This is a genomic window from Acidipila rosea (genome assembly GCF_004339725.1).
GTDB lineage: Bacteria > Acidobacteriota > Terriglobia > Terriglobales > Acidobacteriaceae > Acidipila > Acidipila rosea.
In genome coordinates, this window is sequence record NZ_SMGK01000004.1 from 146,526 (window position 1) to 159,709 (window position 13,184).

Here is a 13,184-nt window from a genome sequence, read left to right on the forward strand (position 1 = left end):
GAAGCGCTACTCCGGCCATGCCTGCTGGCTCTTCCTCAAGCAGGCATGGCCGCTGCCGGCAGGAAGCTTCGGAAGCAAACCACCTGCTGCCCGTCGTTCAAGTCCGTAACCGGGAGCGCGCGAAAAGCAGCATCGAGCGCCACCCGTTCGACAGGAAGCAAAAGCTTCTCAACCATCTCCTGCGGCCCCGCCATCGCCTGCAGTCGGGGATAGTGGAAGCAGATTCGCTCGCCCTGTTCGCCCGGCATTACGAACAACGCAGACCATTCCTGGAAGAAGCTTCCCCCTTCACGATCGACAAATCCTGCCAGCGTCTGCACCTTCATTCCAGCAGCTGGCGCGCCCGCGATCAGAGGCTGCGAAAGTTGCAGGCCAGAGGAGCTTACCGAGGCCACACGCGCTACGTTGAAGGTCACCCGCCTCAGATAGTCGGGGTCGTTGTTCACGCTCGCGGAGCTCTGCACATAGGCCGCGCTCACCCCGCTGCCGACGAAACCCGTCTGCCCTGTGTAGTCCTCATCGATCGCCACTAGCGCGCCGGGGGCAAAGGTGGCTGCATCGGTCGGCGTCATCGCAAGAAAGGTCGCGGTCGATCCGGACTGTAGACTTACTGCTGCGAGTCCCTTGGAGCCGGAGCCATTCGCCGTTCCATTCGCCGCCGGAATAATTAGATTCATATGCTCTGACGCAGCCGCGAGCGCCATCGAGAGCTTCCCCCACGTCTTGAACCGACATGCCACCGTTGCGCCAACTACATCACGAACCTGTACTTGCGCCATGCCCGGGCTGCCCAGGTTCAGCGGCGTAATCTTGCTCGCTGTCTTTCGCGTGAAGTTCTCGATCCAGCCCAGGTCGATCCACGGAGAGGGTGGTGCGTCGAGGTCGAAGTCGCCACTCAGGGATGGATCGAAAATCGTTGGCTGAGCAGCCGCGCGATTCACCGGTGCAAAGTAGGCTCGCACTCTTCGCGTAATCGGTGGCGTCGATGTAAAAATTGCGTTCGTACTCATAGCTCACCTTGTTCCTGATAGGCCCAGACCGTCACTTTGGCGATTCGCGTAAGTCGATCTCGGAGAGTGGTTACTGGCTGAAAGGCTGGTTCAGACCAGAACACCATGGTGTTCATCGCTGCCGCCGGCGTCACGCTGTAGTTCATCTTCTGTACGGAGTTAGGGCTCAGCATCGCCAGCAGTTCCGCATCCATCTCGGCCAGCAATCGCCCGCGATCCAGCCCTGCATTGTTGACGGTTCCGCTCGTCGCGTAGAGGACCTCGCACACCATCTCCATCATCGTTGCAGGAAATTGCGTGTCTGCACTCATCGCTGTCCATCGCAGCACAAATACATCTCCCGGCAGCTGTGCCGCTGGTGCTTCTGCCTCTTCCACCAGAATTCCCGGCCGCTGCACGCCGCGAAGCACCATCACGCGCTGCGGATTCACAGCCGCGAGCCGGTTTCGCAGCGTGATATAGAACGTGTCCTTCGCATTCTCCATCGCGCTCTCCTATAACTGCGTAAGCTGCTTTTGCGCTTCTCGTAACAGCAGGCGATACAAATAAACCTGACCCAATACCTCTGAGACAGAAACAGCCTCGATCACAAACAAGGCGCTGTTCACGATCACTCCCGCCGCCATCTGAAAGAGTGCTTCGCCGGAGCTCAGCTGCATCGCCATTACCTGCGTCGCTACAGCCGAGCCGGAGATCATCAGCTCATAGCGGTCCTGCTGCGCCTCCTGCATCGTTGCCCGCACTGCGCGGAAAACTGCAGGAGCTAGCGGCAGCTGCTGAAACTCCGGTGCGTTGACCCCCACCTGCCCCGCGTCCGTACTATCGCCGGTCAAAGGCGGCATCAGCAGTGCGGCGCCCTGCGCGCCTGCAGCCCGCAGCAAAGAGTCGGCCAGCCGTCGTGGGCTGGCCTGCGTATTCCTTACACTGAGATCGCTCATCCCAGCCTCCGCGATACATAAGGCCGCAGCAGCGTCGCTGCACCTGCGTCGATCAGTGAATTGGAGAAATACTGCACCTGCATTGTGTCCAGTCGGCTCGACTTCACATTCAGCCCTGGTGTCGACTGCGCATTTTTCACGATCATTGCGCAGGCCGCCAGCACCCCACTAGGAATCACGCTCAGCCCTGCTGTATAGGTGACTTCCACCTCGTTGTAGGGCAACCCCATGATGTTCAACGGGAAGACCAGCTCGCCCGTCTCCGGCACAAAGTCAACGGTCGTTACATCCACAGTCGTCCATGATCCGGGCAGCGAAAAGGCCCACAGCACCTCTTCCTGCAACGGATAGATCAGCTCACCACGGCGCGGCTTTGTGTATCGCGCCTGGATGCTCACCAGCGGCAGAGCCGATGGTGCAATCGGCAGCAGCGGCAGATAGCTTAAGCGCGCTGTCTGTGAACCCTCCACCAGCCTCAGCCTCTCGGTGTACTGCGTAGGGTTCAGGCTGCTGCGTTGGCAATAGTTATCGATCAGCGCCGACGCAACAGTAATCCAGTCATCCGTCGTGTCCGCGGAAAGCCCGTAGGCTGCATATTGTGTTGGGTCCAGATATCCCATGCGTTCTTCCGATCTCTCTCTGCTAATCGCGGATGTTCTCTGGCGCTGCTGCCTGCGTCCTCGAGAACTTCCGCGCATTCAAACCAACAGGGCCAGCCCGTGGTTGCGCGGCTGGCCCTGCTTACTTTGCTCTAGCGGTCGACCAGCACCTGGTAGTGCGCATAGTTCGCGCCCTTCACCACCACCCCGCCAAACTTCACCGCCACATACTGTGAGGCAAGCGAGCCCGGTACGCCGAGCTGAAAGACGCGCGGAGAAGGATCGCTCAGCCAGTGATACTCGATCATGTCTTCCGTCACGATATAAGCCGGCAATACCGCCGAACCCGATCCCGGAGTGCCGGTGTAACTCAGCGCCCAGTCAGGAATCAGCGGCAGATCGCCCGCCTGTGTCGAGAGTGTCTTCACCGTGAAGCCGGCGGTGATCTCCTTCGTGCTCAGCACCACGTTGAAGTCGGTCTTCATCTCCCGGTCGATCAGGTCAAGCAGCACAGGGTTGGCATAGATCGCCGTTGGCCTCACCGCATAGCCGCTGCTCGCGACCATCTGCGCTACGGTCGATTTGAGCCCGTCGACAATGCTTGCGCTCGTGCCGATCGTCACCGTGTTGCCGCCCGCGGCAATCTGGCCCGCTGCGCCGTAGTACTGCGTTGTGGTCGGTGCAGACAGCGACGTATCATTGCCGTTCCACAGCGCCACATCGTGCGTACGCATCACGCCTTCGACCGTGTCCACAAGGTCCTTCGCCTGCAGGTATGCAAACTGCTTCTGCTGCGTGCCCAGTTCGATGTCGAAGAGGTTGTAGTTCAGCTGCGCAACCACCGCTTTGAGCGGCACGCTGCGTTCCACGCGCGTCGGCCCCACCACCGGCGCGACGATGTTGCGAGGATCGACGAAGCCTGCCGTACCGGGGGAGGGAATTGCCGTCTCTTCAAAGAAGCGTGAAGGATGTCCCGTCGCCGGCACCTGCCGAATACGCTGCCCAAAGATGCCGCGACGGCGGACAATATCGGTGATCTCCGTCTGATAGAAGGGAACCTCGATTGCGCCTGGCCCGATGAAATCTGCTGCTGCATGGATGTCGTAAAAATTTGCGCTCATAGCTTCTCTCTGCCTGCGTGCAGGCGGTTGAATGCAACGCCAAAAACGTATCCCCATCAACACGCGCTCTTGTCTGGCGCATATTGATGGGGATCTTCAGGGCTCTCACCCTCGCGAAAGCTTCCTCTTCAAAGGGGAACGTTCGCCTCTAAACCAGCACTCCCGCTCGCATCAGCTGTGACTTCACCGCAATCCGCTGTTCGATGCTCAGCCCGTTCAGCGCCGCATCCAGCGCCCCGGCCTCGACAGAGTCCAGGGTAGAAATGCCCTGCTTCGCCAGCAGTTGCGCTGTCGTCGAAGGGATGGTCTGTCTCGCCGATACAGCGCGCGCAGCAGGAGCGGCAGCCTGGGCCTTCAACTCCGCGATCTGTTGCTCCGCGGCTTCCAGCTTCTGCCTCAATTCCTCTTCGATACGCGGTCGCTCGCTCTCAATCGCGGCCGAGATCTTCTTCACCTCGCCGGTCATCGAAGCCTCGCGCTCCTCCATCCACAGGACTGTTTTCTCCAGCAGCCCCACTGCTGCGTTCAATCGCTCGACGCTGTCCATCAGCATTTCCTCCGATGCTTCTATCCGCATTGCGCTTCCTTTCTTTTCAATCCACTTGCAAATCCAACCCGTTCGGCGGCTGTCAGCCGTGCCGGACGATGAGCCGCCCGTCCCAGCGCCCTGCACTTTTTGTTCATCAGCTGGAACGATGTGCTTCTGTACGCGGCCTTCTCCCGCAGCAGAATCGCTGCTCCCGTGAAGGTAGCCTTGGTCAGCTTCCACACCTCGGCCCTCATATCTTCCACATGCGCATCCGCCAGTTCGTAGGACATTCCCATGTTTGCGAACGGCTCCTGCGCCATCTCGCGCTCGATTTCAGGAAAATCGCGCGCGAATACATAGCCGCTCACCTGCAGCTCACTACCCACCACGTTTGCCTCGGTGATGATTCCGCATTTGCGTCGCGCATCGTGCCCATCCCAGCCCGGCTTGTAGTCCACGCCCATCCCCAGCAGAGAGGGCAGGGCCGCCAACGCAGCCGACCGCGTCAGGATCACTCGATGTCCCCTGGCTCCCGCGGGTGCACGATTGCTCGGCTCGTCTACCCGCGTCAGCACGCCTTCAAACGGCAATCGGTTCGGATGCCCGTCCACCACCGGCATCGTCACCGCCATCGCTCTTAATCTCATCCAACCTCCCGCTCCGTGCTCCTCTGCGCGATCCGTCTTCCACCGCCAGAGGACTCTCAACCTGCTACTTGAGCACTCTCAAGCGGCGCCATCCCCCGCATCGCCCGCACCTCATTCACCGTCAGCACTCCTGCCTTCAACAGCTCCGTCTGGATCTGCATCTCGGCCACCTCATCCGGAGCCTCCAGTTCGTTGAAGACAAATTCGAACTCCCTCCAGCCAAGCTTCTTGGCAAAGATATCCCGCGTTATGTGTTCAGCCACCAGCTTGGCCACCGGCATCACCGCCCCGCGAAAGGCGTCATCGGCCAGTTCCGCTGCTGTCGTCCGGTTCACTTCCTTGGTCAGCCCCAGCAACAGAGGCGGCAGCGCAAAGGCGTTCCCGATCATCACCACCAGGAACTCCTGCCACGCCAGCCGCAGATCGGCATCGGTTCCCGCGCCGAACTTCAGCACCTCCGGCTTGTTCTCGCAGCTCAGCAGCGGCACTCGTCCCGTGCCCTCGATCTCGTCCTGCCACCAGCGAATAAGCCGCTCCTGCTGCGAAGGGGTCGTCTCGTTTAGCCACAGCGCATACTGCACCACTGAGTTGCTCGCCAGCTTCGCGGCAAACCGGTGTGCTCCGAGAAAGCTGTTCACTGTCTCGAATGCCACCTCCAGCGGGCCCAGTCCAAAGGGCGTATGTGTCCGCGGATTCATCCTCAGGTAGACAAGCTGATCGTCACGCAGCGAAATTGCCGCACCCGTCCCAGCCATTCCTGTCGCCTGCGCATACCGCGCCGAATCAGGCTTGCCATCCCATCGAGGATCGATCTGGATTGTGGCCGCATCCACCGGCCACAGGTCCACCGGCTTGTTCTCGTCGCCGGTTAACTCCATCTCCAGCACGCCCGCGCCGCCCACCAGCGCATCCTCAAGCATCTGCTCGATCAGCGTCCGGAACGAGTCGCTCGTGTTCGGCTCCTCCAGCGTGTATCGCAAGGCCTGCATCCGCACCTGGGCGTCAGGAAAATCCGCCGCCGGGCAGTCTCGCTTGAGCCGCACCTGCCAGTCCAGCCCCGCCACCCGCTCCTTGATGTAGTTGATTGCCCGCCGCACCACAGGAGTTTCCGCGAACTTCCTCAGGTTCGCCGGCGTAGGCTTGGGCAGGGCCTTCGTCGCCGACTGGTATTGGTAAGGTCCTAGGATCGCCGGCAGCGCCAGCGTCTTCCTCTGTGCCGAAGGCACATCGGAGACTGCCGCTGCCTCAATCCCCCGTAATCCACGCCACATCCCCTGCAACGACTCCTTCAACGAATCCCCCACCGTCTCCCCCTTCAAAAACAAGAGGCATGGCGCTTGAACGCCATGCCTCTCCACCAAATCCTTTGCGAACTGTCGGCTGTCTTCAAAAGGGCAGCCGCTACTTTCATCTCCCCATGCCCAGGGACAGCTCAGTTCACACTCTCAACTCCCGCCGCGCTGTCTCGGCCACCCGCCCCAGATCGCTGGTCGTCAATACGCGGATCTCCCGCGACTCCATCGTGTCCTTCGCGAACGCATACTGCGCCATCCGTTCTTCATCCTCAGCTTCGCGTAGGGCCGTGACCGGCTCCACGACAGCGGTCAGCTCCAGCGCCGCTCCCTCCACCCGCTTCACCCCTTCGCGGATCTGCGCCACGCTGAAAGCCAGTACCTTGGCCATCTCTGCATCCCCTTCGAGGGACACGGCGTGAAACATACGGATCACCCCATTGGGCCGATAGCCGCAGTCGATGCGCAGCGTATCCCCCGGCCGCGTGTACGCCGAGGCCGCGATCCGCTTCCTCATCAGGTCCCACACGCCCGCTCGTTCAAACTGTGTCCGCATCGCAGTGTGGATCAGCTGGCGTCCGCTCTTCTGCGCCTTTCGTTCCCGCTTCTGCGGTTCCACATAGAGCCGCATTAGCGACTCCAGTTCGGCGATCACCGACTCTGCCAGGCAGCCCTTTGCATCGGTTACCTGCAGCGAATTCGAAAAGGAATCTTCGATCACCTTCATTACCGGCACCGGCTCCTGCCCATGCAGCGCCAGCCTCTGCCGCACCTCTGACTCGATTGCCTCCAGCATCGCTATATCCGCGTCAGGGTCGATGCACCGCACCCGCCCCCAGTCCCGCGTAAAGCGCACGACCGTGCTCTCCGGCTGTCCTGCCTCTCGCAGCAGCACCCCGATGTTGACGAATTCGTTCTTCACCATGTCCGGCACGTACCGCACTAGGAAGAACTCGCACTGTCTTCGCTCAGCCAATCGCCCTCACCTGCACTTCCGGCCTATCGAACTACATCACCGGTCCACTTACATCATCGGCCCATCCCGGCAACCCGAACCCACCCTTCACAACATTTTCCTGAGCCTTCCCCCATTTAGGAAACGGCTGCCGCGATGATTCCCGAAATTCACCAATCAGCTCCCGCACCCGGCCGCGCCTGACCATCAATCCCTCAACCAGCCGTTCTATCGCGCTCGGGTCGCCTCCGTACCACTCAGGGGGAACCGTTTCGGCGATCCCCCAGATGATCCCAGGATCGAACTCCTCCAGCCTGCTCAGCCAGGGTTCAAAGCTATCCCAGCCGGTGATGCCTTCATAAACCAGGTTCCGCGCATAGACTCCCCGCAGCGGCGCGTCCACATACTTCCACTCCCCGGCATTGAAGCAATAGCCCTGGTCGATGAAGGCCGCCTGGTACCGCTTCTCCCGCGGCCTCTTGTGAAAGACCGCCTGCCGTCCATTCGAGTTACAGGTCCACTTGTCGAGCGCCAGCATCCCCGCAAACTCGCCCAGGTTTTTCACTTCGCGCAGCTGCTCCTCCGGCAGATAATCCATCGTCTGCCCCGGCATCAGGCCGCCCACCAGTCGCGATCCGAACTGCAGCCCGGCGACGCATCTCTGTCGCTCGCGTCCATGCTCCACGCTCAGCTCTGCGGTATTCTCGATTAGCCACTCCGTCACTTCCACCACGTCGCACTCCGGCGCCGTCAGTCCCAGCGCGCGAGCCAGCTTCGTGGCCATCAGCTCATTCGCCAGCACTCGAATATGCTGCGGATTGTTCTGGAACTTCACCACGTAGGCTTCGCCATCTGCGCCCAGCATCAGGTGTCCCTGCGCTCCGCCCCGCATCCGCCGGATTGCCTGCACTGCCAGCACCGCCAACTCGCACCCTCACCAGAACAGCTTCCCGCATTCTAACCGCGATGCCCGCTTCAGAAACTTCCTCTCAGCAGTTCTTCCCCCGCAGTTGCTCCCGCGCGGCCAGTCCGATCGCCATCGCCAGCACGCAATCATCGTGTGAGCCCACCTGCGCCTCCGTCCGTCCGTTCGCCAGCCGTACAAAGCCTCTGCACTCCTTCAGCAGTCGTTCGCTTGAGAATATCTCCGGCTCTTCCACCAGAGCCGCCCCCAACACCGACAGCATGCGCATCCGCGAACTCGAGGTCGTCAACCATCCTTCCGCGCCATTCTGGTGAAAGACCTTCGCATAGCCGCCCAGGTGCGCCAGCACTCCCGCGCCATGGTTGTTCCGCTCAATCACCAGCCAGCCCTGGTTATATTCCATCGCCAGCTTCCTGCTTTCCTCCGCCATTTCCAGCGGACGCAGGTGCGCCTGCAGCTCCGCACACTGCAACCCAGTTTCGATATCCAACACCTGCGCTGCGGCGAAATCTCCCTCCGTTCCTCCGCCCGCCGGATCCACCGCCACCACATACTTCTTCCCCGGCAGCGGCGGATACCACACCTGGAGCCGTCCCCCCATGCGCTCCGCTATCTTCAAGGGCAGCTCTTTGATCCGCTTATCGATAGCCGCAACTTCAAACAGGCAATTCCCGCTCGCCAGGAAGCACTCCGTTGCATCTTCCGCATACTCCTGCTTCGTCATCCCTCGAAAACTCGCCTGCAGCCGGCGCCTGAAGCCGATCTGCCCCAGGGTCAACCCATGCGTCTCCATCAGCGCCTGCTCGGCCTCTGTCAGGGAGCTTTCATCCACACCCATCGCCGTATAGCTGCACTCCCACCACCAGGGGAAAAAGTGCCGTACCGTACCGTGCCTGCTGCCTCTGCCTCCTGCCACTCCTGCCAGAAGCATCCGCTCGCTCCCCGCGGGGTGGACTCCATCACCAGTTCGCCATCCGGCGGCATCGCCGCCCGCAAACCCTGCAGCACTGCCGCCGCATCTCCCGGCCAGCGCGCCACTTCGGAGCAGTGCAGGTTCCTCACCGTCAGCCCTCGTCCTGCATTCTCATCGCCCGCGCTCACCACGCGAAATTCGCTGTCCAGCTTTGAAAAAACAATCTGTCGTACATTCGCCCGTCTAGTCTTCAATGCCCCGCCGCGCAGCGGCTCCGGCAGCATCGCAGCAAACCGATGCACCATCTTGAAGATGGCCTCCGCCGCTTCCTGCGTGTGCGCCACCTGCAACGTAAGCGTTCCCGGCTGGGTGATCGTCTTCAGAAAAAACCGTCCCGCCACCCAGGTGCTGATTCCCATCTGCCGCGCCTTCAACACCACGTTGGCGTTGCCCCGCCGTCGCTCAAATTCCGTCTGTGCCCGATTCGCGACCAGGGGAACGATCTCCCCATGTCGACTCCTCACCCGCAGCAGCGCCTCTGCCAGAAACTCTGCCGTGCTCCTGCCGGCCAGCATCGCCGGCCTTTCCTCCAGCACCCTTCCCAGCTTGATTAACTCATCGCGATCCAGCGCCGCCGTCCAGCTGTGCTTCCCATTTCTCCTCACCGGCTCTGCTCTCCATCTCAGTTCAAGTGAGGCTACCCGGATCTCGCTTCCGAGATCCGGGCCTCAGCTCAGTAGGCGTACCAGTTGTGGTCCGGGCCGCACACCATCGTCCTCGCGCCGGGGGATCCGATCGTCATGCTTGCCGCCGCCGTTCCGCCATAGCTGATCGTCTGCGTCCCCACTGCTTTTACCGTCACCGCGTTGGCGCTCCCGTCGGTCTTCACTACCGTGAACTCCTGCCCGGTTCGCGCCCCGCCGTCGCTGAACGTTCCACTGCAGTCCGTCAGCGTCAATGTCTGCGCACCGCTCGACGCATTCGCCAGCACCGTCTTATTGCTGTCGCCCAGCGTCAGACTTGCTGCCGTGTTGAGTACCGTGGAGGTTGCCAGCCCGCCATTTATCTTTACCGTTCCTTGGTCGATCACGTTGAACGCGCTCACCCACTTCGAACCATTCCACTGGTCATATTCCAGTCCCTGGTTGCTGCCGTTCTTCGGGCCGCCATTCAGGCAGAATCGCATCCCCGGCTGTGTGCCCGTGCTCGGCACATCGAACCAGCAATACTGATTTGCGAACTGCGAACCATAGAGCACGTTGTTATATCCACCGCCCTGCGAATAAAGCAATGACTCGCCCCGATAGAAGCTCGCCCCGCCATTCTTGGTGATCCACGTCGCATTCGCGCTGGGGATTCGTACGCTTGCCTGCGCCGTCACTCCGTTTGCATAGGTAGGCGCAGTCATATGGGAGCCGCCCGTGATATTGCCCAGATTGAGAGCCGTGCCACTCGACGCGGTCACTTCGGCAGTCTCTCCATTCCCAATCTTTCCATTGCCCTTGATCACGTAGCTTCCGAAGCCGTGGAGTGCAATCTCCCCCATGTGCGCGTAGCTCCCGCTGAACATCTCATCCCCGTCCATATTCACGAAGGTGTTCAGCTGATTCGTAACCGGGTTGGCGCCGCCCAGGGGATCGTAAAAAAGTCCATCCGGCTCGAATCCAAAGATCAGCTCAGCGCAGGTTTTCGTCCCTGTCTGGTCGCAGTTGTCCGTATATCCGGTGCTCGGAGGCTGAATAGCATTGATGTGGTCCTCATCGAGCGTCACCGTGCCATAGGCCCCATAAGGGCCGGGGATCTGCTCGATAACCGATCCCGCCGGCCACTGCGTATTTGCCGGAGCTGTCGATCCGCTTTGATTGCGCCCGGAGAAATACACCTTCCCATCCCCGGCAAAGCCACTCACCGAGACAATCTCGTATTGCCCCCGCTGTATGCCCGGCGCCGCTGTCGAGGCCGCCGTCGAGCCTGAGAGGTAGTCTGCCGGCAGAATTACGTACTCTGTATTCGAGCCGAACGCCGTAGCGTCCGTGGGATCGCCGTAATACTCCGGCATCCACGACACGTCGCTCAACGGAACGGAACTTCCACTCCCGCTCAGGGCCGCTGTCAGCGTTGTGTGGCGTGCCGCGCCTCCCACCGTGACACAGGCGTTCAAGCGTGGGGAGTTGTCATACGGATAGACCGGATAGCCTTCGCAGTAAAAGCTGGAGATATCTGACACGCTCGTACTGAAGAGCTGAAACCCACCTACATATTTCAACGGCTTCAACGATCCGCCTATAAACCTGACATTCACTGCATCGCCCACATAAATCGCAGGATGCGGATCAGGCGTAATCGGTGTAGCGGCGCCACCCGGGCCTGCGTTCGCAGCTGGGAAAACGCCGTTCACGCAATTGATGCTGTAGCAGTAAGACGTATAGGCCGTCTGCGGTTCATTCACCTGCCCCGGATAGGGAACCTGTGTGTTGAAAAAGTAGCTTTCGTTCTCATCGCTCGAGAGCGTAATCGGCCAGCGGATAAACTCAACATTCAGGTTCACTGACGAGAAGCGCTCGCTCGACCCGTTCAGTACCAGTCCGCGGCCGCCGTTGTTGTAGAGCTTCAGGTTGCTCACCGAGAACTGCGGTGAGTCGTCCACCTCGAGCAGTGTGCCTGTCGTTGTGTGCCCCGAGCCTTCAAGACTCAGCCCCTCGATGCTTCCCAGCGATGAGCCTCCGAGCAGCCCGCTGCTTGGTGGGTAAACCGTGATCAGGTTAGCCGTAGCATTGGTCTCCACCAGGCGGCACGCATTCCTTCCGTCTCCAATCAGGTGAAGCGTGTCAGGAAGTCGCAGCGTCCCATTGATGAGGTAGCGTCCGGGGGCGCAATAGACCACGGGATAACTCAGCGTTCCGCTCGCCTGTTGTGCAGAGATCGCGTAAGCGATAGCCGCCTGAAAGGCTGCTGTCGAATCCTTCTGTCCAGTCGGATCGGCGCCTCCGGCAAAGTCCGTATGCCGTACATCCACGCGTGGCAGCTTGTTCACTGCGTCCGGCGTCTTGAGCGGCCCGCTCATCGTGTCGCCGCCCTTCTGCACCGTACCGGCAATCGCGCCGTCGATGTAGTGTTTCGTAGCTGCCTGGTTTGCAGCCGTAGGATCGCCCCCCAGCACCAGGGGGCCGCCCATCGTGCCTCCGCTCACCTGCAGGTAGTTTCCCGTAATAGACGACACTGCTGTATCGACATACTGCTTCGTTGCCGATTGCACCGCCACTGTAGCTGGTTCCAGTCGAGCCCTCACGCTGGCAATCGATGCCGTTCCCGCTGCAGGAACCACCCAGTACTCACGGCTCACCGTCCCGTCCTTCAGGTGGTAGACCGCCGTGTAATAGCTGCCTGCAGGCGAAGCGCCTGTGTTGGCAGCCAGCTGCAGCGATACAAACCCGTCCTGCCCTATCGCCACTGTCGTACTTCCCGCCGCTACCGCCTGGTTTGCCGCTGTAGTGAACTGTGGCCAGCTCACCAGGAGGGTGCCGCTTGCCGCCGTTCCATCTGCCCGGTAAACAGTGCCCTGCACAGTGGTCGTCGCCACCTGCCCCGCGGCCGCCAACCAGCATCCCGCCAGCAGCAAAGCCCACATCACCCGTTTAGACCCTCGCACGCAGCAAATCTCCCTTCATCTGGTCCGCCCTCGCTCATCCGTCTTCTGCATCCACAACAGCATCTTCGCCTGTGTCCCTCTGCGGCACAGGCTTTTCCGCTCACCTGCTCATCTCGTGCGGCTCATGCCTTTCCATCAACATCGTCCTTCTTGATCTCCTGCAGCAGCAGCTCGGCCAGGCTCATCTTCTTTTGCATCTCCCCGCCTGCAAGCTCCCCAAAGTCCACGCCTGCAAAATCTAGCAGCCACTCCGTATGCTTCAAGCTCCCCTTTTGCGCCTCTTCTGCAAGTGCACCCAGGATCTTTCGAAACTTCTTTCTCAACGCCTCTTCAGTTAAGCTCCGGAAATCTTTCAGGTCTACCGGTTCGCTCTCTCCTTCGGCACTGTAGACTTCCGCATCAGGCCTCTTCTGCCTGCGCACCCGCGTCCTGCCTGTCCTCGGAACGCCACCCTCATCCTTCAACTTGGATACCTTCTTCACTGGCTTAGCCCGAAAAAAAAGGGAACCCGCTCATGGGTTCCCTCTGCAATCACCACATCAACTCTTGTTCTTAGACTAGCAATTCTTCCAGAATAACTACGCCACTCTCTAACTTGGTTCTAAC

14 protein-coding genes are annotated in these 13,184 nt (G+C 60.5%); all 14 read right to left on the reverse strand.

The features are described from left to right. Positions 1–35: 35 nt before the first annotated feature. Positions 36–1,010 (reverse strand): hypothetical protein, encoded by a 975-nt coding sequence (locus C7378_RS12775; RefSeq protein ID WP_131997342.1) that lies wholly within the window; start codon positions 1,008–1,010, stop codon positions 36–38. Further along, positions 1,007–1,495 carry a hypothetical protein gene (locus tag C7378_RS12780; RefSeq protein WP_131997345.1) on the reverse strand — a complete coding sequence of 163 codons (489 nt, stop codon included), beginning with the start codon at positions 1,493–1,495 and terminating at the stop codon, positions 1,007–1,009. Before C7378_RS12780 ends, C7378_RS12775 begins: the two co-directional genes overlap by 4 nt. Before the next feature lie 9 nt (positions 1,496–1,504). After that, on the reverse strand, positions 1,505–1,948 hold the full coding sequence (locus C7378_RS12785; protein ID WP_131997348.1) for a hypothetical protein: 444 nt from the start codon (positions 1,946–1,948) through the stop codon (positions 1,505–1,507). Next, positions 1,945–2,568 carry a hypothetical protein gene (locus tag C7378_RS12790; RefSeq protein ID WP_131997351.1) on the reverse strand — a complete coding sequence of 208 codons (624 nt, stop codon included), beginning with the start codon at positions 2,566–2,568 and terminating at the stop codon, positions 1,945–1,947. Before C7378_RS12790 ends, C7378_RS12785 begins: the two co-directional genes overlap by 4 nt. A gap of 131 nt (positions 2,569–2,699) precedes the next feature. Beyond that, entirely contained in the window at positions 2,700–3,668 is a 969-nt protein-coding gene (locus C7378_RS12795; protein WP_131997354.1) for a hypothetical protein, read from the reverse strand. A gap of 148 nt (positions 3,669–3,816) precedes the next feature. Further along, positions 3,817–4,245: a hypothetical protein gene (locus tag C7378_RS12800; RefSeq protein ID WP_131997357.1), complete on the reverse strand. Its 429-nt coding sequence runs from the start codon at positions 4,243–4,245 to the stop codon at positions 3,817–3,819. Further along, a complete protein-coding gene (locus tag C7378_RS12805) occupies positions 4,236–4,844 on the reverse strand; it encodes a hypothetical protein (protein ID WP_243648238.1) in 609 nt (202 codons plus the stop codon). The genes C7378_RS12800 and C7378_RS12805 overlap by 10 nt, the downstream gene beginning before the upstream one ends. 56 nt (positions 4,845–4,900) lie before the next feature. Continuing rightward, the gene (locus C7378_RS12810) at positions 4,901–6,115 is read right to left on the reverse strand and encodes a phage portal protein (RefSeq protein WP_131997360.1); all 1,215 of its coding nucleotides are present in this window, start codon (positions 6,113–6,115) and stop codon (positions 4,901–4,903) included. 166 nt (positions 6,116–6,281) lie between these two features. Then, positions 6,282–7,112: a DUF3037 domain-containing protein gene (locus C7378_RS12815; protein WP_131997363.1), complete on the reverse strand. Its 831-nt coding sequence runs from the start codon at positions 7,110–7,112 to the stop codon at positions 6,282–6,284. 31 nt (positions 7,113–7,143) lie between these two features. Further along, positions 7,144–8,010, reverse strand: coding sequence for a HipA family kinase (locus C7378_RS12820; RefSeq protein WP_341539153.1), 867 nt, complete (start codon positions 8,008–8,010; stop codon positions 7,144–7,146). A gap of 70 nt (positions 8,011–8,080) precedes the next feature. Continuing rightward, on the reverse strand, positions 8,081–8,932 hold the full coding sequence (locus C7378_RS17995; RefSeq protein ID WP_243648240.1) for a terminase large subunit: 852 nt from the start codon (positions 8,930–8,932) through the stop codon (positions 8,081–8,083). After that, positions 8,830–9,594 (reverse strand): hypothetical protein, encoded by a 765-nt coding sequence (locus C7378_RS18000; RefSeq protein ID WP_243648241.1) that lies wholly within the window; start codon positions 9,592–9,594, stop codon positions 8,830–8,832. Before C7378_RS18000 ends, C7378_RS17995 begins: the two co-directional genes overlap by 103 nt. Before the next feature lie 68 nt (positions 9,595–9,662). Then, the gene (locus tag C7378_RS12830; RefSeq protein WP_207901428.1) at positions 9,663–12,578 is read right to left on the reverse strand and encodes a glycosyl hydrolase family 28-related protein; all 2,916 of its coding nucleotides are present in this window, start codon (positions 12,576–12,578) and stop codon (positions 9,663–9,665) included. A 122-nt stretch (positions 12,579–12,700) separates the two neighbouring features. Next, positions 12,701–13,000 (reverse strand): hypothetical protein, encoded by a 300-nt coding sequence (locus C7378_RS17735; RefSeq protein WP_207901429.1) that lies wholly within the window; start codon positions 12,998–13,000, stop codon positions 12,701–12,703. Between the last annotated feature and the right edge of the window lie 184 nt (positions 13,001–13,184).